Annotated in this window: 18 protein-coding genes; 3 read left to right on the top strand and 15 right to left on the bottom strand. The window is 67.2% G+C overall.

The genetic code is table 11. The features are described 5' to 3' along the window. Positions 1–388: 388 nt before the first annotated feature. Complete coding sequence (gene bla / locus DIE23_RS04735; RefSeq protein WP_124611036.1) at positions 389–1,288, top strand: class A beta-lactamase; 900 nt, start codon at positions 389–391, stop codon at positions 1,286–1,288. Positions 1,289–1,412: 124 nt separating this feature from the next. Then, complete coding sequence (locus DIE23_RS04730) at positions 1,413–2,285, top strand: LysR substrate-binding domain-containing protein (RefSeq protein ID WP_124611049.1); 873 nt, start codon at positions 1,413–1,415, stop codon at positions 2,283–2,285. A 22-nt stretch (positions 2,286–2,307) separates the two neighbouring features. On the opposite strand, the gene DIE23_RS04725 is transcribed toward DIE23_RS04730, so the two are convergent. The 14 genes from DIE23_RS04725 to DIE23_RS40005 all read right to left on the bottom strand — a co-directional run bounded on the left by DIE23_RS04725 (position 2,308) and on the right by DIE23_RS40005 (position 16,765). Further along, positions 2,308–2,643 carry a type 1 fimbrial protein gene (locus DIE23_RS04725; protein ID WP_124611035.1) on the bottom strand — a complete coding sequence of 112 codons (336 nt, stop codon included), beginning with the start codon at positions 2,641–2,643 and terminating at the stop codon, positions 2,308–2,310. Between the two features lie 377 nt (positions 2,644–3,020). Next, positions 3,021–3,275: a GlsB/YeaQ/YmgE family stress response membrane protein gene (locus DIE23_RS04720; RefSeq protein ID WP_057924918.1), complete on the bottom strand. Its 255-nt coding sequence runs from the start codon at positions 3,273–3,275 to the stop codon at positions 3,021–3,023. Between the two features lie 162 nt (positions 3,276–3,437). Continuing rightward, positions 3,438–4,448 carry a fimbrial protein gene (locus tag DIE23_RS04715; protein ID WP_124611034.1) on the bottom strand — a complete coding sequence of 337 codons (1,011 nt, stop codon included), beginning with the start codon at positions 4,446–4,448 and terminating at the stop codon, positions 3,438–3,440. A 9-nt stretch (positions 4,449–4,457) separates the two neighbouring features. Then, a complete protein-coding gene (locus DIE23_RS04710; RefSeq protein WP_124611033.1) occupies positions 4,458–7,055 on the bottom strand; it encodes a fimbria/pilus outer membrane usher protein in 2,598 nt (865 codons plus the stop codon). A gap of 197 nt (positions 7,056–7,252) precedes the next feature. After that, positions 7,253–7,993: a molecular chaperone gene (locus DIE23_RS04705; protein ID WP_124611032.1), complete on the bottom strand. Its 741-nt coding sequence runs from the start codon at positions 7,991–7,993 to the stop codon at positions 7,253–7,255. A 111-nt stretch (positions 7,994–8,104) separates the two neighbouring features. Beyond that, complete coding sequence (locus tag DIE23_RS04700; RefSeq protein ID WP_124611031.1) at positions 8,105–8,656, bottom strand: fimbrial protein; 552 nt, start codon at positions 8,654–8,656, stop codon at positions 8,105–8,107. 408 nt (positions 8,657–9,064) lie between these two features. Further along, positions 9,065–9,841 (bottom strand): ABC transporter ATP-binding protein, encoded by a 777-nt coding sequence (locus DIE23_RS04695; protein WP_124611030.1) that lies wholly within the window; start codon positions 9,839–9,841, stop codon positions 9,065–9,067. Beyond that, positions 9,838–10,752, bottom strand: coding sequence for an ABC transporter ATP-binding protein (locus tag DIE23_RS04690; protein WP_124611029.1), 915 nt, complete (start codon positions 10,750–10,752; stop codon positions 9,838–9,840). Before DIE23_RS04690 ends, DIE23_RS04695 begins: the two co-directional genes overlap by 4 nt. A 1-nt stretch (position 10,753) precedes the next feature. After that, the gene (gene nikC, locus DIE23_RS04685) at positions 10,754–11,668 is read right to left on the bottom strand and encodes a nickel transporter permease (protein ID WP_124611028.1); all 915 of its coding nucleotides are present in this window, start codon (positions 11,666–11,668) and stop codon (positions 10,754–10,756) included. A gap of 66 nt (positions 11,669–11,734) precedes the next feature. Beyond that, on the bottom strand, positions 11,735–12,805 hold the full coding sequence (locus DIE23_RS04680) for an ABC transporter permease (RefSeq protein ID WP_124611027.1): 1,071 nt from the start codon (positions 12,803–12,805) through the stop codon (positions 11,735–11,737). Positions 12,806–12,815: 10 nt separating this feature from the next. Next, on the bottom strand, positions 12,816–14,417 hold the full coding sequence (locus tag DIE23_RS04675; protein WP_124611026.1) for an ABC transporter substrate-binding protein: 1,602 nt from the start codon (positions 14,415–14,417) through the stop codon (positions 12,816–12,818). A gap of 64 nt (positions 14,418–14,481) precedes the next feature. After that, the gene (gene ddpX / locus DIE23_RS04670) at positions 14,482–15,045 is read right to left on the bottom strand and encodes a D-alanyl-D-alanine dipeptidase (protein ID WP_124611025.1); all 564 of its coding nucleotides are present in this window, start codon (positions 15,043–15,045) and stop codon (positions 14,482–14,484) included. A gap of 17 nt (positions 15,046–15,062) precedes the next feature. After that, positions 15,063–15,944: a sap1 transcriptional regulator SapR gene (sapR, locus tag DIE23_RS04665; RefSeq protein WP_124611024.1), complete on the bottom strand. Its 882-nt coding sequence runs from the start codon at positions 15,942–15,944 to the stop codon at positions 15,063–15,065. A gap of 302 nt (positions 15,945–16,246) precedes the next feature. Further along, complete coding sequence (locus DIE23_RS40005) at positions 16,247–16,765, bottom strand: hypothetical protein (protein WP_260435969.1); 519 nt, start codon at positions 16,763–16,765, stop codon at positions 16,247–16,249. A 69-nt stretch (positions 16,766–16,834) separates the two neighbouring features. On the opposite strand from DIE23_RS40005, the gene DIE23_RS40000 reads away from it, so the two are divergent. Then, on the top strand, positions 16,835–17,077 hold the full coding sequence (locus DIE23_RS40000) for a hypothetical protein (protein WP_260435968.1): 243 nt from the start codon (positions 16,835–16,837) through the stop codon (positions 17,075–17,077). 88 nt (positions 17,078–17,165) lie between these two features. Here DIE23_RS40000 and DIE23_RS04655 read toward each other — a convergent pair whose 3' ends face one another. After that, a complete protein-coding gene (locus DIE23_RS04655; protein WP_124611023.1) occupies positions 17,166–18,755 on the bottom strand; it encodes an ABC transporter substrate-binding protein in 1,590 nt (529 codons plus the stop codon). Positions 18,756–18,809 lie beyond the last annotated feature (54 nt).

Here is an 18,809-nt window from a genome sequence, read left to right as displayed (position 1 = left end):
GCGCGACGCTGCGAATACTGACGTATTCGCAAGGAGCGCAACGCGGCGAGCGGCCGTTCTCGTGGCAACCCCAAATTTAAAATTCATTCCACGGGAATGCCCGAAATCGCCCGTATGGCGGCGTCGCTCGTCCCTTGTTTGGCACGGCCAAACGGCGCTCCTCACTTCTTGCCCTACGCGCGATTTCGGGCATTCGCATGGGCGTTCCATATGTAAACAGACCCTAGGGTCTGTTCATGCGAGTCCCGCCGCATGCGGGGTCGACGGACGTCTTCGGGGATGCGCGGCGTATGCCGTCGCGAGCCGGCCGTCGGCGTGACCGCGCGCGCATCGTCGACGCGCGCGTGCGTTGCTCGTGCCACCGTTTCCGACAGAACAGCCTTCATCCATGGAACACTCTCCGACACGCCGCTCGCTGTTGCTCGCCGCCGTCGCCGCGCCGTTCGTCGCCGCGTGCTCGTCGGCACCCGTCGCCGACCAGGCGCGCGCCCGTGCCGCCCAGGCCGAACTCGCCGCGCTCGAAAAAGCGTCGAACGGCCGGCTCGGCGTCGCCGCACTCGATACGTCGAACGGCACGCGCATCGCGCATCACGCGCGCGAGCGCTTCCCGCTGTGCGGTACCTATGCGGTCGTCGCCGCCGCCGCGATACTCGCGCGCGGTTCGCTCGACGCCTCGCTGCTGCCGCGCCGCATCCTGTATCGCCGCTATGAAGTCGTGGCCGGCTCGCCGGTGACGGAAAGCCATGTCGACACGGGGATGACGATCGCGGAGCTGTGTGCGGCGATGCTGCAGTCGGGCGACAAGGGTGCGGGGAACCTGCTGATGGGTGTGCTCGGCGGCCCGCAGACCGTCACGTCGTTCGCGCACGAAAGCGGCGACACCGCGTTCCGGCTGGACCGCTGGGAACCCGAGCTGAACCAGGCCGCGCCCGGCGACGAGCGCGATACGTCGACGCCGGTCGCGATGGTCGACACGGTGCAGCGGCTGCTGCTCGGCGACACGCTGCGCGAACCGCAGCGTGCGCAGCTCACCGAATGGATGACCGGCGGCGCGCGCGGCGCGACCGGGATCGCGGCCGGCGTGCCGCCCGGCTGGCGCATCGCGGACAAAGCCGGCACCGGTGGCTACGGCACGACGACCGACGTTGCGGTGCTGTGGCCGCCGTCGCGCGCGCCGATCGTGCTGGCCGTCTCGTTCACGCAGCCGCGCGCTGATGCGGCGGCACGCGAGGACGTCGTCGCGTCGGCGGCGCGCATCGCGACGAGCGCATTTGCCGCATCGGCCTGAGCGTCCGGCGCACCTCGCGCAAAGCCGGCGTTTGGCTTATCGTGTCGATCAGCGCGCGCCGGTGTCGGCGCGCGTTCTTGCCGCGCCGTCGTTCGGCGCGGTCGAACCGTTTACCCGCTTCGTCATGCGCCGACTTCCGCCCCTGCACGCGCTGCAGATCTTCTCGACGGTGGCCCGCCACCGCAGCTTCACGCGTGCGGCCGAGCAGCTGTGCCTCACGCAGGGCGCGGTGAGCCGGCAGATCCAGACGCTCGAGGCACATTACGGTTTTCCGTTGTTCAAGCGGCACGCGAAGGGCCTCACGCTGACGGCGGAAGGCGAGCAATTGCTGCCGGTGGTCAACGAGAGCTTCGCGCGGATCGAGGACATCTCGATGAAGCTCACGCGGCAGCGCACCGACCTCGCGCTGAAGGTGCCGACCTGCGTGATGCGCTGGATGCTGCCGCGCATCATGCGCTTCCAGGGCGAGCATCCCGACCTCCATGTGCAGATTACGACCGCGTGGCAGCACGTCGTCGATTTCTCGACCGAGCCGTTCGATGCGGCGATCGTCTACGGCACGTCGCCGGGCGCGGGCGTATTCGCGGTGCCGCTGTTCGACGAGCGATTGACGCCGGTATGCGCACCCGAGCTGCGGCAGGCCGCGCCGCTCGATGCGGTCGGCGATCTCGCGCGCCATACGCTGCTGCATCCGACGCGCGACCATCGTGATTGGCGCGCGTGGCTCGATCATGCGGGCGAGCGCACCGTTGACGCGGAGCGGGGGCCCACCTTCGACACGCTCGATCTCGCGACGAACGCGGCGATGCAGGGCTTCGGCGTCGCGATCGGCGACGTGACGCTCGTCGACGACGACGTCAGCGCGCGCCGGCTCGAACGGCCGTTCGACATCGTGCTCGAGACCGGCGCCCGCTATTTCTTCGTCTATCCCGAGAACATCGGCAGCCAGCAGAAGATCCGCGCGTTCAGCGACTGGATCGCCAGCCATCGCGACTGACGCGCGAGGCCGGCGGCGGGCCTTACTGATACGTCACGACGGCGATCATCGGTGCACGTGCGTTGCCCGGACGGTCAGGTAAAACGATTGCGCGCGAGGCCTGCGTAAAGGTCGTGGTCTTGAGCGTGCGCAGGCTGGCCGCGTCGACGAACGCGACTTGCCCGTTCGCCGGGCGCGGGCAGTCGGGGCGCACGCGCGCATGTGCGGCGTCGGCCGTGTCGAGCGCGAACGAGCACGGCGGCTCGACGATCATGCCGGTGAAGTGGATGATGCCGGACGTGCCGGCGGCAAAGGAAGAGGACGAGGCCAGAAGCGAGGCAGCCAGGGCAAACGAGGTGGCAAACAGGCGATGCTTCATGACAGGCTCCAGGGAGGAAGCGCATCGCAGCGAGGCCGCTCGAATGGCAGTCCGTCAACGCTGCGGTGCTGTATGCGTAAACGGCAAATCCATCGAATCCCTTGAATGGAAAATCGTAAATATTGGATATAAGAAAATAACGCGGCCTTTCCAGAATCAATTTAGGCTGGATTTGCGAGATAGCAAGTCAGGGTAATGCCGGTGTGGTAGGTCCAACGGACATGCAGTCGTCGGGCACCGGTCGTTCGGAATGTCGTTGTGAAGTCAACGAATTGACGAGTCGATGATGCGGTGCGCAGGTGAAAGGCCGTGCACAAAAGAAAACGGCCGCTCGGTGTGACGAGCGGCCGTTTGCCGTGGAGCGGTGTGGCGGCGGATCAACCCGCGCGCTTGCGCACCGCGCCGACGATCACGAGCAGCACGATCGCGCCGATGATCGACGCGATCCAGCCCGCGCCCTGGCCCGGTGCATACCAGCCGGCCGCGCGGCCGACGTAGCCTGCGACGAGCGAGCCGACGACGCCGAGTACGACGGTCATCAGGATGCCCATCTTGTCGTCGCCGGGCTTCAATGCGCGGGCGAGGAGGCCGACGATGAGCCCGACGACCAGGGTTTCGATGAATTGCAGCATGAACGCCTCCCTATTGCTGTTGAGCTGTTGACGAAAGGAAATGGACTCGCGCGGTGCGCCAGGGTTCCCCTTGGCGGCGAACCGGCGTGCGGCGCGCCGAGTATCGCACGCCGCCGCGTCGCGCTGATGTCAGGTTGCTGCAGGGGGGCGCGCCGTCTTCATTCATTGATAGTCGAGCAGGACCTGCGCCGCGGCATGAACCGAGCCGCCGCCGACTTTCGCGCCCGTTTGCAGGTAGGACGCGCGGAGCCGAATCGACGACGATCCGCCGGTGGCCCGGTTGTAGCCCGTCACGGTGTGCGATTTTCCGAGTGGCAGCGGCTGGCCGGTCGCGGCGTCGGCGATCTGGATGCCGACGCCGGTGGCCGTGGCATCCGGGCGCAACTGCATCCCGCCGGGCGTGCCGGCGACCACGTCGTCCAGCGGGGCCAACTGGTAGCCGATCCGGTTATAGCCGGCCGGGCAGTTGTTCAACTGCACCTGGAAATCCGTCGCGCCGGCGGTCGAACCCACGCCGTTGAACACGTGGTGCTGCACGGGCGGCAGCGTGACGGTCTGGTCGGGAATCGAGCACGTTCCGTTGATGAAGCTGACCTTTGCATTGAGGTAGACCGACGTCGAGTCGCCGAGGATGCCCGATTTGTAATTGACGATGTAATACGCGTTGAAGGCGCCCGCATTGAGCGACCCGTCCCGCGGCTGACGGCTGTCGCGAAACAACTGCACCTCGAGTGTATTGCGCAATGTTTCCTTCGTCGTCGAGACGGCCACCTTGCCGTCGATCACCACCCGAGTCGACAGGCCGGATACGTTGGTCTCGATGTCGGGGCCGTCTGTGCCACCCCAAACGCTTCCCTTTGCGTACATCAGAATGCGCGTAATCTGGCACGTGCTCGCGCCGCAAACGTCCTGCGGTGTGAAGTAATGACGCGCGACGACCGTGCCCGGCGCGGCGTTTCCGGGGCTGGAAACGGTTGCCTGCCCGAATGCATAGAGGGCGGCGGCGGCCGCCGCGTCGGTCGCGAATGCCGCGCATGCAAGGAGAAGCGTCGCGGCGGCCGCGACCATGCGGGATGCGCGTCGGGCAATGCCGGCGCGCGCGTCGCGCGTGCGCACCATGCCTGCCGGGATCGTGGCTCGGGTCAACGCGGACGCTTGGCGAAAGTGGGACATAGGGATTCCTTACTGAGTGTCGGCGGTCGTCGAATCGGGCTGGCAAATACTCTTCACGGTCTGGATGCCCGACGCTTGCCGGCGCTGTTCCGCGACGGGCAGGTCATAGGCGATGCGGCAGATCGAGCGGGAGTCGTCGCCCCACCGCACGATCAGCGAGCCGTTGTCGTTGAGCCCGCGCGCGAAGATCTTGCTCGCCTGGCCGACGACGCCGACTTCCTTGTCGTTCTCGTCATGCACGGCGGCGCCGAACGGCAGTGGCGTGCCGTCGGCCTGGCGTGCCTGGACCAGTGCCGCGCGGCCGGTGTCGGTCGCGAACCGGATCAGCGGCACGGCACCGGCGCGCGGCGCGATCTGCCGGCTGGTTTCCTTCAGTTCGACGTCCATCGAGATGCCCTTCGGATCGAGCGCGATCGTATTGAGGCTGTATGGCGTCAGGTACGGCACGACCGCATAGCCGTTGCCGTCGACCTTGGCGCCGGCCGCGTTCGTGATGCGCGCGCCGGCCGCGCCCGGCGCCTCGACGATCGCGAACGTCTCGGATACCGGCTGCGAGAACGTGATGCCGCCGCGGTGCGCGACCAGCGCGCCGCGCACGCCGAGCGAGCCCTGCTGGAAGTCCGCGCTCGCACCCGCGCTGGCGCTGACTTCCGCCAGGCGCGTGCGGTACATGACGTTGGCGCTGCCGTCCGTGGACGAATTCGGTCCGGACGCGTGGTTCGCGCTGACGCTGTACGACAGCGCGTGGTCTTCGCCGAGCGATCCGGACAGCGTCGACTGCACGCGGGTGCGGCCGAGCGTATCGCGCGACACGTTGCTCGAGACGGTCATCGGGCGCTCGCGGCCGAACGGGATCGTGACGCTGGCGTAATAGAGCGTGCTCATGTCGCCGCCGGCATTGCGCTGCCGCGTGGCCGTCAGGCTGTATGACACGTTGCGGAACTGGTTCGTGTAGCCGACCGAGTAGTTGACGTCCGAGCCAGGGCGGTTCCAGTAGTTGACGGCGGATGCCGTGGCATTGATGCGCCCGCCGGTCGCGCCGAGGCGCTGCGTCAGCGCCAGCGACGCGCGATGCCGCTGCCGCCAGAGCGCATGGGTCGAGCGGCCGTCGCGCGCGGCATCGCGCGCCTGCATCGCGTCGTCGAGGCCGAAATAGCCGTCCGTCGAATAACGATACGCGGCGAGCGCGATGTCGGTGCCGGTCGCTTCGACCGCCTTCGCATAGCTGACGCGCACGCTCGAACCGCTGTAGCGCTTTGCGCCCGGGATCGTGGTCAGCGCATGCGTGACGTCCGCGCCGAACGCGCCGAACGACGTATTGAACGCGCCGCCCAGCATCGCCGACACGTAGCCGCCGGCGAGCGTGACACCGCCATAGCCCGTCAGCAGGTTGGTCAGGCCGCGCTGGTAGGTGGCCTGCGTGAACAGCGGCTGGCTCGAGCCATGGGGATTGCGCAGCGTGCCCGCGACGAAGCTGTAGCGGCCGATGCCCGGCCGCAGCGACATCGGCACGGCGGCGTAGGGCACCGAGAACGTGTGCACGGCGCCGTCGGCCTCTTCGACCGACACCTGCAGGTCGCCGCCATATCCGGTCGGGTACAGGTCGTCGATTTCGAAATTGCCGGGCGCGACCGTCGTCTCGTAGATCGTGACGTCGTTCTGGCGGACCGTAACCTTCGCGTTGCTGTTCGCGATGCCGCGCACCACCGGCGCATAGCCGCGCAGCGAGTCGGGCAGCATCCGGTCGTCGGTCGACAGGCGCACGCCGCGGAATTGCGTCGAATCGAACAATTCGCCCGACGTGTAGCTTTCGCCGATCACGAGCTGCGACGACAGCGACGGCAGGTCGCGCTGCAGATAGGTCGCGAGGCCCTGGTACCGGCTCTGGCCTCGCGACGACCATGAATAGGAGCCTTCGTGGCGAAAGCGCCAGTTGCCGACGTTCACGCCGCCGTTCAGGCCGAGATAGCCTTGCGTTTGCGCGGTGTGGCCGCTGGCCTTCGACGTATAGAGGTTGAAGTTGTACCCGAGCAGGCCGACGGTCTCGCCGGAAGTCCATTGATCGGGGCTCACGTAGCCGCGTGCCTTGCGCGCGAGCGACGCCTGCGGGATCGACAGCCTCAGCGTCTGTCGCGTGAAGTCGAATGCCGCAATGGCGCCCGGCACGACTTCGTCGAGCCGCAGGCATGCGTCGTCGCCGTCCAGTCGCGCGACGACGTCCGGCGCGAGCTTGCCGAAATCGACGCCGACGCGCTCGAGCAGCGTGCGGTCGAAGCACGGACGTGCGTCGCCCGAATCCGGCGCGGCCACGAAGCGCACGTCGTAGCGGCCGATCCAGTCGGGACCGACATGCACGTCGGTGGTATACACCCCGGGGGCCGTCACGTTGCGCCGGGCGAAGCGCGACACGTCGAAATCCCTGCCCAGGCGATTCTGCATGAACGCGCCGTCGAACTCGACTTGCGCGAGCGCGCCTTCGGCGGCAGCCGGTGTCGTCGCGCGGCCATCGGCGGACCACGCGGCGACGCAGGCCACCACCAGCAGGCGGATCGGCTTGACGCGCGGCACGTCGGCCGCGCCGCGTTGCGGCAGTCGAGTCGGGGTCATGCGCAATACTCCAGAAAGTTTCGGGGCGAGCGGGCGCGTTGCGCCGGCGCAGGCGTGCGGACGCGCTGCGCTGCGGCGGTGAGTGGCACATCCAAGGGTGTCCGTGCCGGCCGGTCGGGACGGCCGACGTGGCGTAGGACGAAAGAGGGGGCGCGCTCGGCGCGCGCCGTGGAGGCGTGCTGCGGGCGTCGGTCGCGTTACGGTTCGACGCTGACCGGACGTTCGATGTCGGTCGCACGCCCCCAGTCGTTGATGCTGCCGAATTCGACGGTTGCACCCGCGGCGGGCGCGCCGGCGAGATCCTTGATCGGGAACCGTTGCGTGCTTCGAGGCAGCACGTAACCCATGCCGGCGTCATGCTTGCGGCCGACCGACTTCAGCAGCACGTTGCCGAAATTGACGACGAATGGCGTCGGATTGCTGGCCTCGAGCGCGTAGCCGCCGTCGACGCGAACCACGCGCCAGTCGAGCTGCGTGGGCGCGTCGTCGACATTGCCGGCCAGCCCGGCGGGGCGATACATGATCTTGATGCGCGAACGGAACGCCAGCTGGATGCGGTTGCGGTCTTCTGCCGCGGACGCCTTCGGCGGTACTTCGAGGACGTTCAGCCAGAACAGCGATTCGCGGTCGGCAGGAAGCGGCTCGCCGGTATGCACGAGACGCAGCGTCTGGCCGTTGCCGGCTTCCATCCGGAAGATCGACGGCGTCAGCGTGAACGGCACGTCGATGTTCTCGGGCAGCGCGCGGACATCGCCATCGTCGAGCCAGGCCTGCACCAGCGCCGGACGCTTGCTGTCGTTCGTGAGCTGGATCGTGACTTCGCGCTCGCTGGACGGGAAGATCACGCGCGTGCCGGCGATCACGACACTCGCGTCGGCCTGCGACGCGAATGCGGCGACGGCGAGGGTCAGCGTACGGAAGAGCTTCAACAGTTTCATGGGCGTTCGGACTCGGATCGTTGGGGCAGGGAGCGGGCGGATACGGCGGTTTCCGCGCCGCGCGGCGTGACGCGTGGAGATCGCCGGGGCGGCGACCTCCATGTCTCGTCCTTACTGGTAGATCAGCGAGTACTCGACACGCGAGTGGACGTCGCCGGCCTTCACGGCGCCCGAGGCGTAGTATTCGGCGAAGTAGTTCAGCTTCGCCTTGCCTTCGTCATCGATGGCGACCAGCTCGGTGCTCGCGCCGGTTTGCGCGCCGACCGGAATCAGGTTCTGCTGCGAATCCAGCACGTTGATCTGGACGCCTTCGGCGGCCTTGGCGCCCGAGTCGATCGTCAAGCGCCCGCTCGACTGATCGACGTTCGTGCCGTTCTCGAACATGACGCCGACCTTCACCGGATTGCCATCGCCGACCGTGCAGCCCGTGAGCGCCAGCGAGAACGCGCTGCGACCGGCGACGGAGCCGACATCGGTGAGCGCGGTGGTGCTGACCGGCGGCAGCGGGACGCTGAGATCCGATCCGCCGTCGACGCTGCACGTCGACGCGATGACGTTGCCATAGAAGTCGATGGAGCCGTCCGCCGCGTAGGCCGCGGACGAAACGGCTGCGCTCGCGGCGACGAGCAGGAAGGGAATTGCGCTGCGCTTGATGATGTTCATATTTAAATCTCCAGATAAACGTCGGTTTTAGAAAGCGCGAATTGAGTTTAAATATTCGAATGGCGCGTTTCGGTTGAAATTATGGATGTCGCGTAATGAATTTGTAATGCGATGAGTACGAAGTGGTATTTGTTTCTAATAGGACAAGTACTAAATCGGTTCTTTGCCGGGATCGGCATTCAGGCGGGCAGCGGCGAGGAGGGCGGCGGATGAACGGTGTGCGCTCCGGCCCCATTATCGAAAATCGATCGGGGGCGGGCGGTATCGGTCGCGCTATTCGAAGCGGACTGGAATTGAAATGACGGGCGGGTGGCGGGCGAGGACGTGCGGTGCGCCGTGCCGCGCAATCACGTCATGCCGGGAAGGCTCGCGCGAGCGCGCGGCCTCGATATCGTTGCGCGCCGCGCGTCAGGCCGCGGGCGCGTCGATTGCCGGATCGAGTCGGCGATAGCCTTCGGTTGCGCGCAGCAGCGTGCGCGTGTAGTCGCGTGCGACCTGTCCGGCGCGCACGTCCTCGATCCGCAGCTGCTCGACGATCTCGCCATGCTGCATCACCGCGATGCGCTGGCACAGGAAGCCGATCACCGCGAGGTTGTGGCTCACGAGGATCATCGTCAGGTTGCGCTCGCGATGCAGGCGGCGCAGCAGGTTCAGGATCTCGGCCTGCACCGACACGTCGAGCGCGGAGGTTGGCTCGTCGAGCAGCAGCACGCGCGGCTCGACGATCAGCGCGCGCGCGATCGCGACACGCTGGCGCTGGCCGCCGGACAGCTGGTGCGGGTAGCGGAAGCGGAATGCCGGGCCGAGCCCGACTTCGGACAGTGCGCGGGCGATGCGCGCGTCGGCGTCGTCGATCCTGTGGATCGCCAGCGGCTCGCGCAGCGTCTGGTCGACCGTGAAGCGCGGATGCAACGACGCGTACGGATCCTGGAACACCATCTGTACCTGGCGGCGGAATGCGCGATCAGGCGTGCCGCCGACTGGCCGGCCGTCGATCGACAGGCTGCCGCCCGCAAGCGGCACGAGGCCGGTCAGTGCACGCAGCAGCGTCGACTTGCCAGAGCCAGATTCGCCGACGAGCCCGAAGACTTCGCCGTCGCGCACCGCGAAGCTCGCATCGCGCACGGCGTCGACATGACCCGTGCGGGTCGGAAAACGGATCGAGGCGTGATCGACGTCGATCATCGTGCGGACTCCTGTTGTTCCATCGGTGCGCCTGTCGGCGATACGGCGTCGAGCCACGCCGGATCGCGCCGCAGCACCGGCAGTTCGTCGGGCGGGTTCGCGAGCGGCGGATTCGCCGCGAGCAGCCCGCGCGTGTACGGATGCGTGGCATTGCGCAGGTCGCGCGCGGCGCAGGTTTCGACGACGCGGCCCGCATACATCACCGCGACGCGATCGCAGAACGACATCACGAGCGGCAGGTCGTGGCTGATGAACATCAGCCCCGTGCCGTGCCGCGCGATCATCGCGTCGAGCACCGCGAGCACCTGCATCGATACCGCGACGTCGAGCGCGGAGGTCGGCTCGTCGGCGATCAGCAGGCGCGGGCCGGTCGACACCATCATCGCGATCATCACGCGCTGGCCCATGCCGCCCGACAGCTCGTGCGGATACGCATCGGCGACGCGCGCCGGATCGCGGATCTGCACGGCCGCGAGCGCATCGACGATCCGCTCGCGCAGCGCGCGGCCGCGCAGCCCCGGCTCGTGCAGCCGGAATGCCTCGCCCATCTGCTTCGCGACGGTCATCACCGGGTTCAGCGAATATTTCGGATCCTGCAGGATCATCCCCATCTGGCTGCCGCACAGGCGCCGGCGTTCGCGCGCCGACATCGCGAGCAGGTCGTGGCCCGCGAAGCGCATCGTGCGGGCCGACCAGCGTGCGGCCTCCGGCAGCAGGCCGAGCAGCGCGCGGCCCGTCAGCGATTTGCCGGAGCCCGATTCGCCGACGATGCCGAGCCGTTCGCCGGGCGCGAGCGTCAGCGACAGGTCGCGCACCGCGTCGGACACGACGCCGTCGTGGCCGCGAAACCCGATCTTCAGGCCGTCGATCTCGCAGAGCGGCGTGGGGGCGTTGACGGAATTCAGTGACATGTCACGCTCCATGACGCGGATCGAAGACGTCGCGCAGCCCGTCGCCGAGCAGGTTGAACGCGAGGCTGACGAGCAGGATCGCCGCGCCGGGCAGCGTCGCGACCCACCACGCGTCGAGCAGCACGTTGCGACCCGACGCGACCATGAAGCCCCATTCGGGGCTCGGCGGCTGCGCGCCGAGGCCGAGGAAGCCGAGGCCCGCGACGGTCAGGATGATGCCGGCCATGTCGAGCGTCGCGCGCACGATCACCGACGACATGCACAGCGGCACGATGTAGCGCAGCAGGATCCGCGGGCCCGATGCGCCTTGCAGCCGCGCCGCATGGATGTAGTCGGCCTGCGCGATGCGGATCGTCTCCGCGCGCGCGAGCCGTGCATAGGCGGGCCACGCGGTGATCGAGATCGCGACGACCGCGTTGATCACGCCGGGCCCGAGCGCGGCCGCGAACGCGAGCGCGAGCACGATCTTCGGGAACGCGAGCGCGATGTCGGTGATGCGCATCAGCACGCTGTCGACGAAGCCGCCGCAATAGCCGGCCGTCGTGCCGATCAGGAGGCCGATCGGCACGACGATCACGACCACGAGCAGCGCGATGCCGAGCGTGAGGCGTGAGCCGCCGATCAGCCGCGAGAGGATGTCGCGGCCGAGCTGGTCGGTGCCGAGCCAGTGCGACGGCGAGCCGGGCGGAAGCAGGCGATCGGACAGCACCTGGCGCAGCGGATCGTGCGGCATGATCAGCGGGCCGACGATCGCGACGACGATCAGCGCGACCAGGATCGCGAGCCCGAACAGGTTGAGCGGGTTGGCGGCGAAGCGGCGCCAGCGGCGGTACGCGAGGCCGAACGCGGCCTGCGCGCGCGACGCGGGCGCATCGGAAAGCAGCCACGCGCGCAGCGTGAGACGCTCGGCATTCATGATCGGACGGCCTTCGGCATGGATGGGTAATGAAGCAGGGTGGAAGCGGTCATGTCGCAGCGGCCCTCAGCGCGCACGCGGATCGAACACGCGATACAGCGCGTCGGTCAGCAGGTTGACGGTGATGAACATCGCGCCGATCACGAGCGTCGCACCGAGCACCGCGTTCATGTCGGCGTTCAGCAGCGCGCCCGTCAGGTACGAGCCGAGCCCCGGCCACGCGAACACGATCTCGGTCAGCACCGAACCTTCGAGCAGGTTGCTGTACGTGAGCGCGATCACGGTCAGCAGCGGCACCGCGATGTTGCCGAACGCATGCCGCCAGATCACGCGGCGCTCGGACAGGCCCTTCGCGCGCGCGGTGACGATGTATTCCTGGCTCAACTGGTCGAGCATGAACGAGCGCGTCATCCGGCTCAGGTACGCGACCGAGTAGTAGCCGAGGATCGCGGCCGGCAGCGCGATGTGCGACACCGCGTTGCGGAACACGTCCCACTCGCCCGCGAGCGCCGAATCGATCAGCAGGCTGCCTGTGTGCGGGTCGACCATCCCGTCGTACACGGGATCGAGCCGGCCGGGGCCGCCGACCCAGTGCAGCCGTGCATAGAACAGCAGCAGCCCCATCAGCCCGAGCCAGAACACCGGCACCGAATTGCCGATCAGGCCGACGAAGCGCGCGATGTGGTCGATCGGCCGGTTGTGCTTCACCGCGGCCGCGACGCCGAGCGGCACGCCGATCGCGATGCCGATCACCGTCGCGATCGTCGCGAGTTCGAGCGTGGCGGGGAACACGCGCTTGATGTCGTCGAGCACCGGGTTCGACGTCAGCAGCGACATGCCGAGATTGCCGTGCAGCACGTCGCGCGCGTAGATCAGGAATTGCGTGACGAGCGGTTTGTCGAGGCCGAGCGCGATGCGCTCGGCCGCGTACGCCTCGGCCGACGCGCGATCGCCGAGGATCGCGAGCACGGGATCGATCGGCACCTTGCGGCCGATCACGAACGTCAGCGCGAGCAGCCCCGCGAACGTGACGGCGAGCGTGAGCGCCCAGCGCAGCACGCGCAATGCCCAGCGTACGGCCGGGCGCCGCGCGGGCAGCGTGCGCAGTGCTTCGAGGGAGGAGGCGGGAGTCGACATGCGGCGAATCTTATTGCTTCTTCAGGTTACGGTACGACACGAGATCGTTGATCGGCCCGACTTCGAGCCCGCTCACGCCGGGCCGCGTCGCGACCTGTGCGACTTTCTCGAACATGATCACGAATGGCGAGCGCGCGAGCATCTCCTTCTGCATCGCCTGATACCGTTGCGCGCGCTGCGCGGCGGTCGGCTCGGCGAGCGCGACGTCGGTTTCCTTCGTCAGTTGCGGAATGTCCCAGCTGTTGCGCCAGGCCAGCATTTTATAGCTTGACTTGTCGGTGTTGTCGGGGTTCCATGCATAACCCTGCGCGTTGCTGTGCGGGTCGATGTAATCGGCCGACCATTCGCCGATGTAGATGTCGTGCTGGCGCGCACGGTATTTCGCGAGCGTCTGCTTGTTGTCGCCGGGGATCAGCTGCACCTTGACGCCCGCCTGCGCGAAGTTCGCCTGCACGGCCTGCGCGATCTCCGTGTACGGATAGTCGTTGCGCACGTCCATCGTCACCGAGAAGCCGTTCGGCACGCCGGCCTTCGCGAGCAGCGCCTTCGCCTTCGCGACGTCGAGCTTGTACGGGTTCGCATTCAGCGTGCCGAGGAAGCCTTCGGGCAGGAAGGTCTGGTGCACCTTGTAGGTCGTCTTCACGACGTTGGCCTGGATGCCCGAATAGTCGACCAGCGATTTCAGCGCTTCCTGCACGTCGGGCTTCGCGAGCGTCGGGTTCTTCGTGTTCAGCCCGAGATACAGCAGCGTCGCCTGCGGCGAGGCCGCGACCTTCGCCTTGCCGGATTTCACGACCGACGCAAGATCGTCGGGGCTCAGGTCGCGTGCGGCATCGACGTCGCCGTTTTCCAGCAGCAGGCGCTGGCTCGCGGCTTCGGGCACGTGGCGCAGCACGATGCGCTTCATCGCGAGCGGCAGCCGGTAGCCGTCGAAGCGCTGCAGCACGATGCTGTCGCCGGCCGCCCACTTGACCAGCTTGTACGCGCCGGAGCCGGCCTCGTTGGTCTTCAGCCACGCGTTGCCGAAGTCGTTGCCCTGCTGGTGCGACAGCAGCAGCTTCTGGTCGACCACCGACGCGGGCCACGAGCCGAGCACGTTCAGCACGAAGGTCGGCGCGTACTTGTGGTCGGTCGTGATCGACACCGTCTGGTCGTCGAGCTTCTTCACGTTCGCGACGACGTTCGCCTTCGTGAGGCCGATGCCCGTCAGCACGGCGGCCGGGCCCTTGTCGAGCAGCACCGCGCGCTGGATCGACCACGCGACGTCGTCGGCCGTCAACGGGTTGCCCGAGTGGAACTTGAGGCCCGGGCGCAGCTTGAACGTATAGGTCAGTCCGTCGGGGCTCACCGTCCACGACTGCGCGACGTCGCCGTTGAATTTCGACGGATCGCGCAGGTCGACGCGCACGAGCCGGTCGTACGTGTTCGCGACGTATTCCTCCGGCACCAGCTCGTAGATCTCGCCGGGATCGAGCGTCGTGAATTCGTCGAGCAGCGTGGCCATCACGAACATGTCCTTCGGCGTTTCCGCGCGTGCGGCGGAAAGCGGAACGGCGGCGAGAACGGACGCGGCCGCCAGCGCCGCGACGAGCCGGGAGATCATGGGTTTCATGTGCGTTTCTCCATGTGTCGTTGAAGTCGTTGAACGTGAACGGTGAAGGGAACGTGCATCGTCGTTACATCAGGCGCCACGGGCCGCTCGCCGCGTTGTCGATCTGCGGCAGCGCGCGCGAACCGGGTAGCTCGTAGTGCCACCACTCGCTGTCGATATGCGCGAAGCCGGCCGCACGCATCACGCCGAGCAGCAGCAGCCGGTTGCGTTGCACGGCCTCGGGCAGCCCTGCATGGAAGTGGCCCGACGCGGCCACCATCTCGTCGAAGCCTGTGCCCATGTCGAGCGGCTCGCCGTTCGCGCCGACGAGCGTCAGGTCGAGCGCGGTGCCGCGGCTGTGGTTCGAGCCGCGGCCGAGATCGGCGACGAAGTTCGGATCGGGCAGGAAATCCCACAGCACCTGCTGCGCCTGCGGCGGCCGGTATGCGTCGTAGATGCGCAGCGTGAAGCCGGCCTGCGCGGCGACGTCGACCGCGCGGCGCAGCGCGGCTTCGGCCGGCTCGAGCAGCAGGCAGTGCGCGCGGCGGTAGATCGGCTTGCCGGTCAGGTTGCGCTCGGTCGCGTAGACGAGATCGATCTCGACGCGATGCGTGGCGGGCGTGATTTCGACGAGACGGTGACGGTTCATCGGCGGTCCGGGTTCGCTCAGGATTCGAATTGGTCGAACGTGCGCTGCAGTTCGCGGTTGCGCGCGACGCGCCGGTCGATCGCGGGACCGAGGCGGTCGACCACGGCGGTGATCAGCAGGTTGAACAGGCAGGTGAGCGGCGCGAGCGAATCCCAGAACTGGCCGACGTCGGTCTTCACCTGCAGCAGGTCGGCCGGCCATTCGCGCGCCCACGGGCAATAGAGATCGGTGACCAGCGCGAACGGCTGGCCGCGCTCGGCGGCCGCCTGGCAATAGCGGCGCGCGCTGCGCGAATAGGCGCGTGTATCGGTGACGATGCAGTACGGCCGCTCGAACTCGGAATTCAGCGAATCGACGTACGAGCCCGACTGGCCATCGGAATAGAACACGCGCGGGCGCAGGTATTCGAGATAACTGCTGAACGCATTGCTGATGCCGCGGGTCGACTGGATGCCGAGGATGAACACGGCGTCGGCATGCGCGATCCGGTCCGCGACCTGCGCGAACACCGGCTCTTCGGCGAGCCGGTAGACGTGGCGGATCGCGTCGAGCTCGCAATCGAGCGACGATGCCGGCGTGGCGTCGCTGCGATTGTTGTCGCCGGCGGTCGCGTGCGTGCCCGTCGTGCGGCGGTATTCGTCGAGGCGATCGGTGATCATCCACGGGCGGTCGCTGCCGCCGCGCAACTCGCGTTTCAGGTCGTCGAGATTCCGGTAGCCGACGCTGCGCAGGAAGCGTCCGACCGAGATGCCGCTGGTGCCGGCCTGCTGCGCGATCTGGTCGGCCGTCTCGAGCCCGAGCCGGTCGAGGTTCGCGAGCATGTAGCTCGCGATGCGCTTTGCGGTCGGCGTCAGTTCGGCAAAGCGGGATTCGACGGTGTGGGCGAACGCGCAGGTCATCGGACTGTTAGATATTTGTCATCGGATGATTCGGTGTCATCCATCTAACAAAACCAAAATCATTCGCGCCAGCGGATAAAAACTATGGTTTGAAGGAGGGTGATAGGTAGATTCGGGGCGCACGGGCTGCGAAATGACGATGCGTGGCGGGCCGCTTTATTCCGGTCAGGCATATTTTGCGTTTATCCGCCATTGGCGACGGCGATGACGTGGATCGCCGATCCAGATTCGCCGCCCAGCGCCTCGCCGCAATGCTCCGCATCGGGCGTCGGGCGGCCAGCCCCCGACGCGGCGTCCACTTCCTATTGCTGCATGTCCGGCGCCTCGCGCAGCCGCCAGATTGCATTGCACTGCTGGCCGCCGAGGCTCGTCGAGCGCAGCGTGATGACGGTGCCGGCCGCGATCTGATACCAGAAATGCGCCATCAGTTCGGTGCCCTTGCGTTGTGCCTGCCCATCGATCAGCACCTCGCATCGCAGCGGCGACGGCGAGCCGGACGGGTGCGTGATGTACACGTTCAGCCGCGCGATGTCGCGGGTCGCGGTGAATTCGATCTCATGATTCCCGCTGCCGACGAGCATCGTGCCGCCTGGTTCGTCGATCGCCTGCAGGTACGCGCCCGCGCTCCCCTCGATCGCGGCGGAGGTGACGGTCAGTCCGGCCGAGCGCACGTACTCGGTCGCCGCGATGCGTGCGGAGATCGTGTCGGACGGTGCCGGCGTGCCGTCCGACAGCGCAAACGGCGCACCGTCGCGCAACGCCGAGTCGACGTGGTTCGCGTAGTAGCGCCACCGGTCGAAGAACCGGATGTCGCCGGTCATGTGCAGCGCGCGAATCGGTTCATCGTGATAGCGCAGCGTCGTGGTGCCGTTGCTCGCGTCGAACGATTCGTGAATGCCGTTCTTGCTGACGAAGTTCTGGACCGGGTCGAGCAGTGCGGTTTCGCCGCGTGCGCCCCACAGGTGCAGGAACGTCGTATCGATCCCGAAGCACTCCTGGAAGTCGGTGCCGATGCGGGCGACGCAGTCGCGCAGGTGCGCGGCGTAGCGCGCCCACGCCGTGGCCGTGCCGGCGACGAGCCCGGCCTGCAGCGCACCGCCGTGACGCGCCTATTCCAGGCGCAGTTCTTGTAATGAGCGCATTGCGTGGTCCCCGAGCGAAGCGTATTGGATGGTTGCCGCACCCGCGCGCCGGCATCGCCGGCCGCGCGGGCAAACTGCATTATTTTGCCAGCGTCCGGTACGACACGAGGTCGTTGATCGGCCCGATCTCCGGCCCGGTCGTGCCGGGGCGCGTCGCGACCTGCACGACCTTCTCGAACATGATGATGAACGGCGAGTTCGCGAGCACGGACTTCTGCAGTGCCTCGTAGCGCTGCGCGCGCTTCGCGGGCGACGGCTCGACGAGCGCGGCCTCGGTGTCCTTCGTCAACTGCGGGATGTCCCAGCTGTTGCGCCACGCGAGCATCTTCGTCTTCGACTGGTCTGAATTGTCAGGATTCCATGCGAAGCCGCGCGCGTTGCTGTTCGGGTCCATGTAGTCGGGCGACCATTCGCCGATGAAGATGTCGTGCTGGCGCGCGCGGTATTTGCCGATCGCCTGCTTCGCATCGCCCGGGATCAGCTTCACGCGGATGCCGCCCTGCGCGAAGTTCGCCTGCAGCGCCTGCGCGATCTCGATATATGGATAGTCGTTCGGCATGTCCATCGTCACGTCGAAGCCGTTCGCCAAGCCGGCCTTCGCGAGCAGCACCTTGGCCTTCGCGACGTTGAGCTTGTACGGGTTCGAGTTCAGCGTGCCGAGAAAGCCTTCGGGCAGGAAGGTCTCGTGCACCTTGTAGGTGGTGCTGACGATGTTGCGCTGGATGCCGTCGTAGTCGACGAGCCACTTCATCGCCTGCTGCACGTCGGGTTTCGCGAGATTCGGGTTCTTCGTGTTCAGGCTCAGGTACAGCAGCGCGGACACGGGCCACGACGCGACCTTGATCTTGCCGGCCTTGGTCAGCGCGGCGAGGCTGTCGGGGCTCAGGTTGCGCGCGGCGTCGACATCGCCGTTTTCCAGCAACAGCCGCTGTGCGGATGCCTCGGGCACGTGACGCAGCACGACGCGTTTCATCGGGTACGGCGCGCGGTACTTGTCGAAACGCTGCAGCACGATGCTTTCGTTCGGCGTCCACTTGACGAGCTGGTACGGGCCCGAGCCCGCGTCGTTGGTCTTCAGCCAGCCGCTGCCGAAATCGTTGCCCTGCTGGTGCGACATCAGCAGCTTCTTGTCGAGCACCGACGCCGGGCATGCGCTCAGCACGTTGAGCACGAAGCTCGGCGCGTACTTGCGGTCGGTTTCGAGCACGAAGGTCTGCGGATCGACCGCGCGCACCTTCTGCATCACGTTCGCCTTCGTGAGGCCGAGATCGGCGAGCACGCCGGCCGGGCCCTTGTCGAGCAGGATGGTGCGCTGCAGCGACCATGCGACGTCGTCGGCGGTGACCGGGGTGCCGGAATGGAAGGAAAGACCGGGGCGCAGCTTGAACGTGTAGGTGAGCCCGTCGGCGCCGACCGTCCAGGATTGCGCGATCTGCCCGTCGAAGCGCGTCGGGTCCTTCAGGTCGACCCGCACGAGCCGTTCGTAGGTGTTCGCGACGTACTCGGACGGCACGAGCTCGTAGATTTCGCTCGGATCGAGGGTCGTGAATTCGCCGAGCTGGGTGGCGACGACGAAAATGCCGGGCGGTGTCGCGGCCTGCGCCGGCAGCGCCGGAACAAGCGCGACGAGCGCGGCGCTGACGAACAGCCGGGACAGCAGGTGCTTCATGCGGGCTCCGTGGAAAGGGAATCGTGGTGCGATTCTCTCATCGACGGCGACCCG

The organism is Burkholderia sp. Bp9143 (genome assembly GCF_003853645.1).
Taxonomy (GTDB): Bacteria; Pseudomonadota; Gammaproteobacteria; order Burkholderiales; family Burkholderiaceae; genus Burkholderia.
The sequence above is the reverse complement of the archived record's forward strand: the minus strand, read 5'-3'. Positions and strand labels throughout refer to the sequence as shown.

Coding starts and splice junctions, on each gene's coding strand:
- DIE23_RS04655 (WP_124611023.1), bottom strand. CDS start 18,755: ATGAAGCACCTGCTGTCCCGGCTGTTCGTCAGCGCCGCGCTCGTCGCG.
- ddpX (WP_124611025.1), bottom strand. CDS start 15,045: ATGAACCGTCACCGTCTCGTCGAAATCACGCCCGCCACGCATCGCGTC.
- DIE23_RS04690 (WP_124611029.1), bottom strand. CDS start 10,752: ATGTCACTGAATTCCGTCAACGCCCCCACGCCGCTCTGCGAGATCGAC.
- DIE23_RS04715 (WP_124611034.1), bottom strand. CDS start 4,448: ATGTCCCACTTTCGCCAAGCGTCCGCGTTGACCCGAGCCACGATCCCG.
- DIE23_RS04720 (WP_057924918.1), bottom strand. CDS start 3,275: ATGCTGCAATTCATCGAAACCCTGGTCGTCGGGCTCATCGTCGGCCTC.
- nikC (WP_124611028.1), bottom strand. CDS start 11,668: ATGAATGCCGAGCGTCTCACGCTGCGCGCGTGGCTGCTTTCCGATGCG.
- DIE23_RS04725 (WP_124611035.1), bottom strand. CDS start 2,643: ATGAAGCATCGCCTGTTTGCCACCTCGTTTGCCCTGGCTGCCTCGCTT.
- DIE23_RS04700 (WP_124611031.1), bottom strand. CDS start 8,656: ATGAACATCATCAAGCGCAGCGCAATTCCCTTCCTGCTCGTCGCCGCG.
- DIE23_RS04675 (WP_124611026.1), bottom strand. CDS start 14,417: ATGAAACCCATGATCTCCCGGCTCGTCGCGGCGCTGGCGGCCGCGTCC.
- DIE23_RS04730 (WP_124611049.1), top strand. CDS start 1,413: ATGCGCCGACTTCCGCCCCTGCACGCGCTGCAGATCTTCTCGACGGTG.
- DIE23_RS04710 (WP_124611033.1), bottom strand. CDS start 7,055: ATGACCCCGACTCGACTGCCGCAACGCGGCGCGGCCGACGTGCCGCGC.
- DIE23_RS04695 (WP_124611030.1), bottom strand. CDS start 9,841: ATGATCGACGTCGATCACGCCTCGATCCGTTTTCCGACCCGCACGGGT.
- sapR (WP_124611024.1), bottom strand. CDS start 15,944: ATGACCTGCGCGTTCGCCCACACCGTCGAATCCCGCTTTGCCGAACTG.
- bla (WP_124611036.1), top strand. CDS start 389: ATGGAACACTCTCCGACACGCCGCTCGCTGTTGCTCGCCGCCGTCGCC.
- DIE23_RS04705 (WP_124611032.1), bottom strand. CDS start 7,993: ATGAAACTGTTGAAGCTCTTCCGTACGCTGACCCTCGCCGTCGCCGCA.
- DIE23_RS04680 (WP_124611027.1), bottom strand. CDS start 12,805: ATGTCGACTCCCGCCTCCTCCCTCGAAGCACTGCGCACGCTGCCCGCG.
- DIE23_RS40005 (WP_260435969.1), bottom strand. CDS start 16,765: ATGACCGGCGACATCCGGTTCTTCGACCGGTGGCGCTACTACGCGAAC.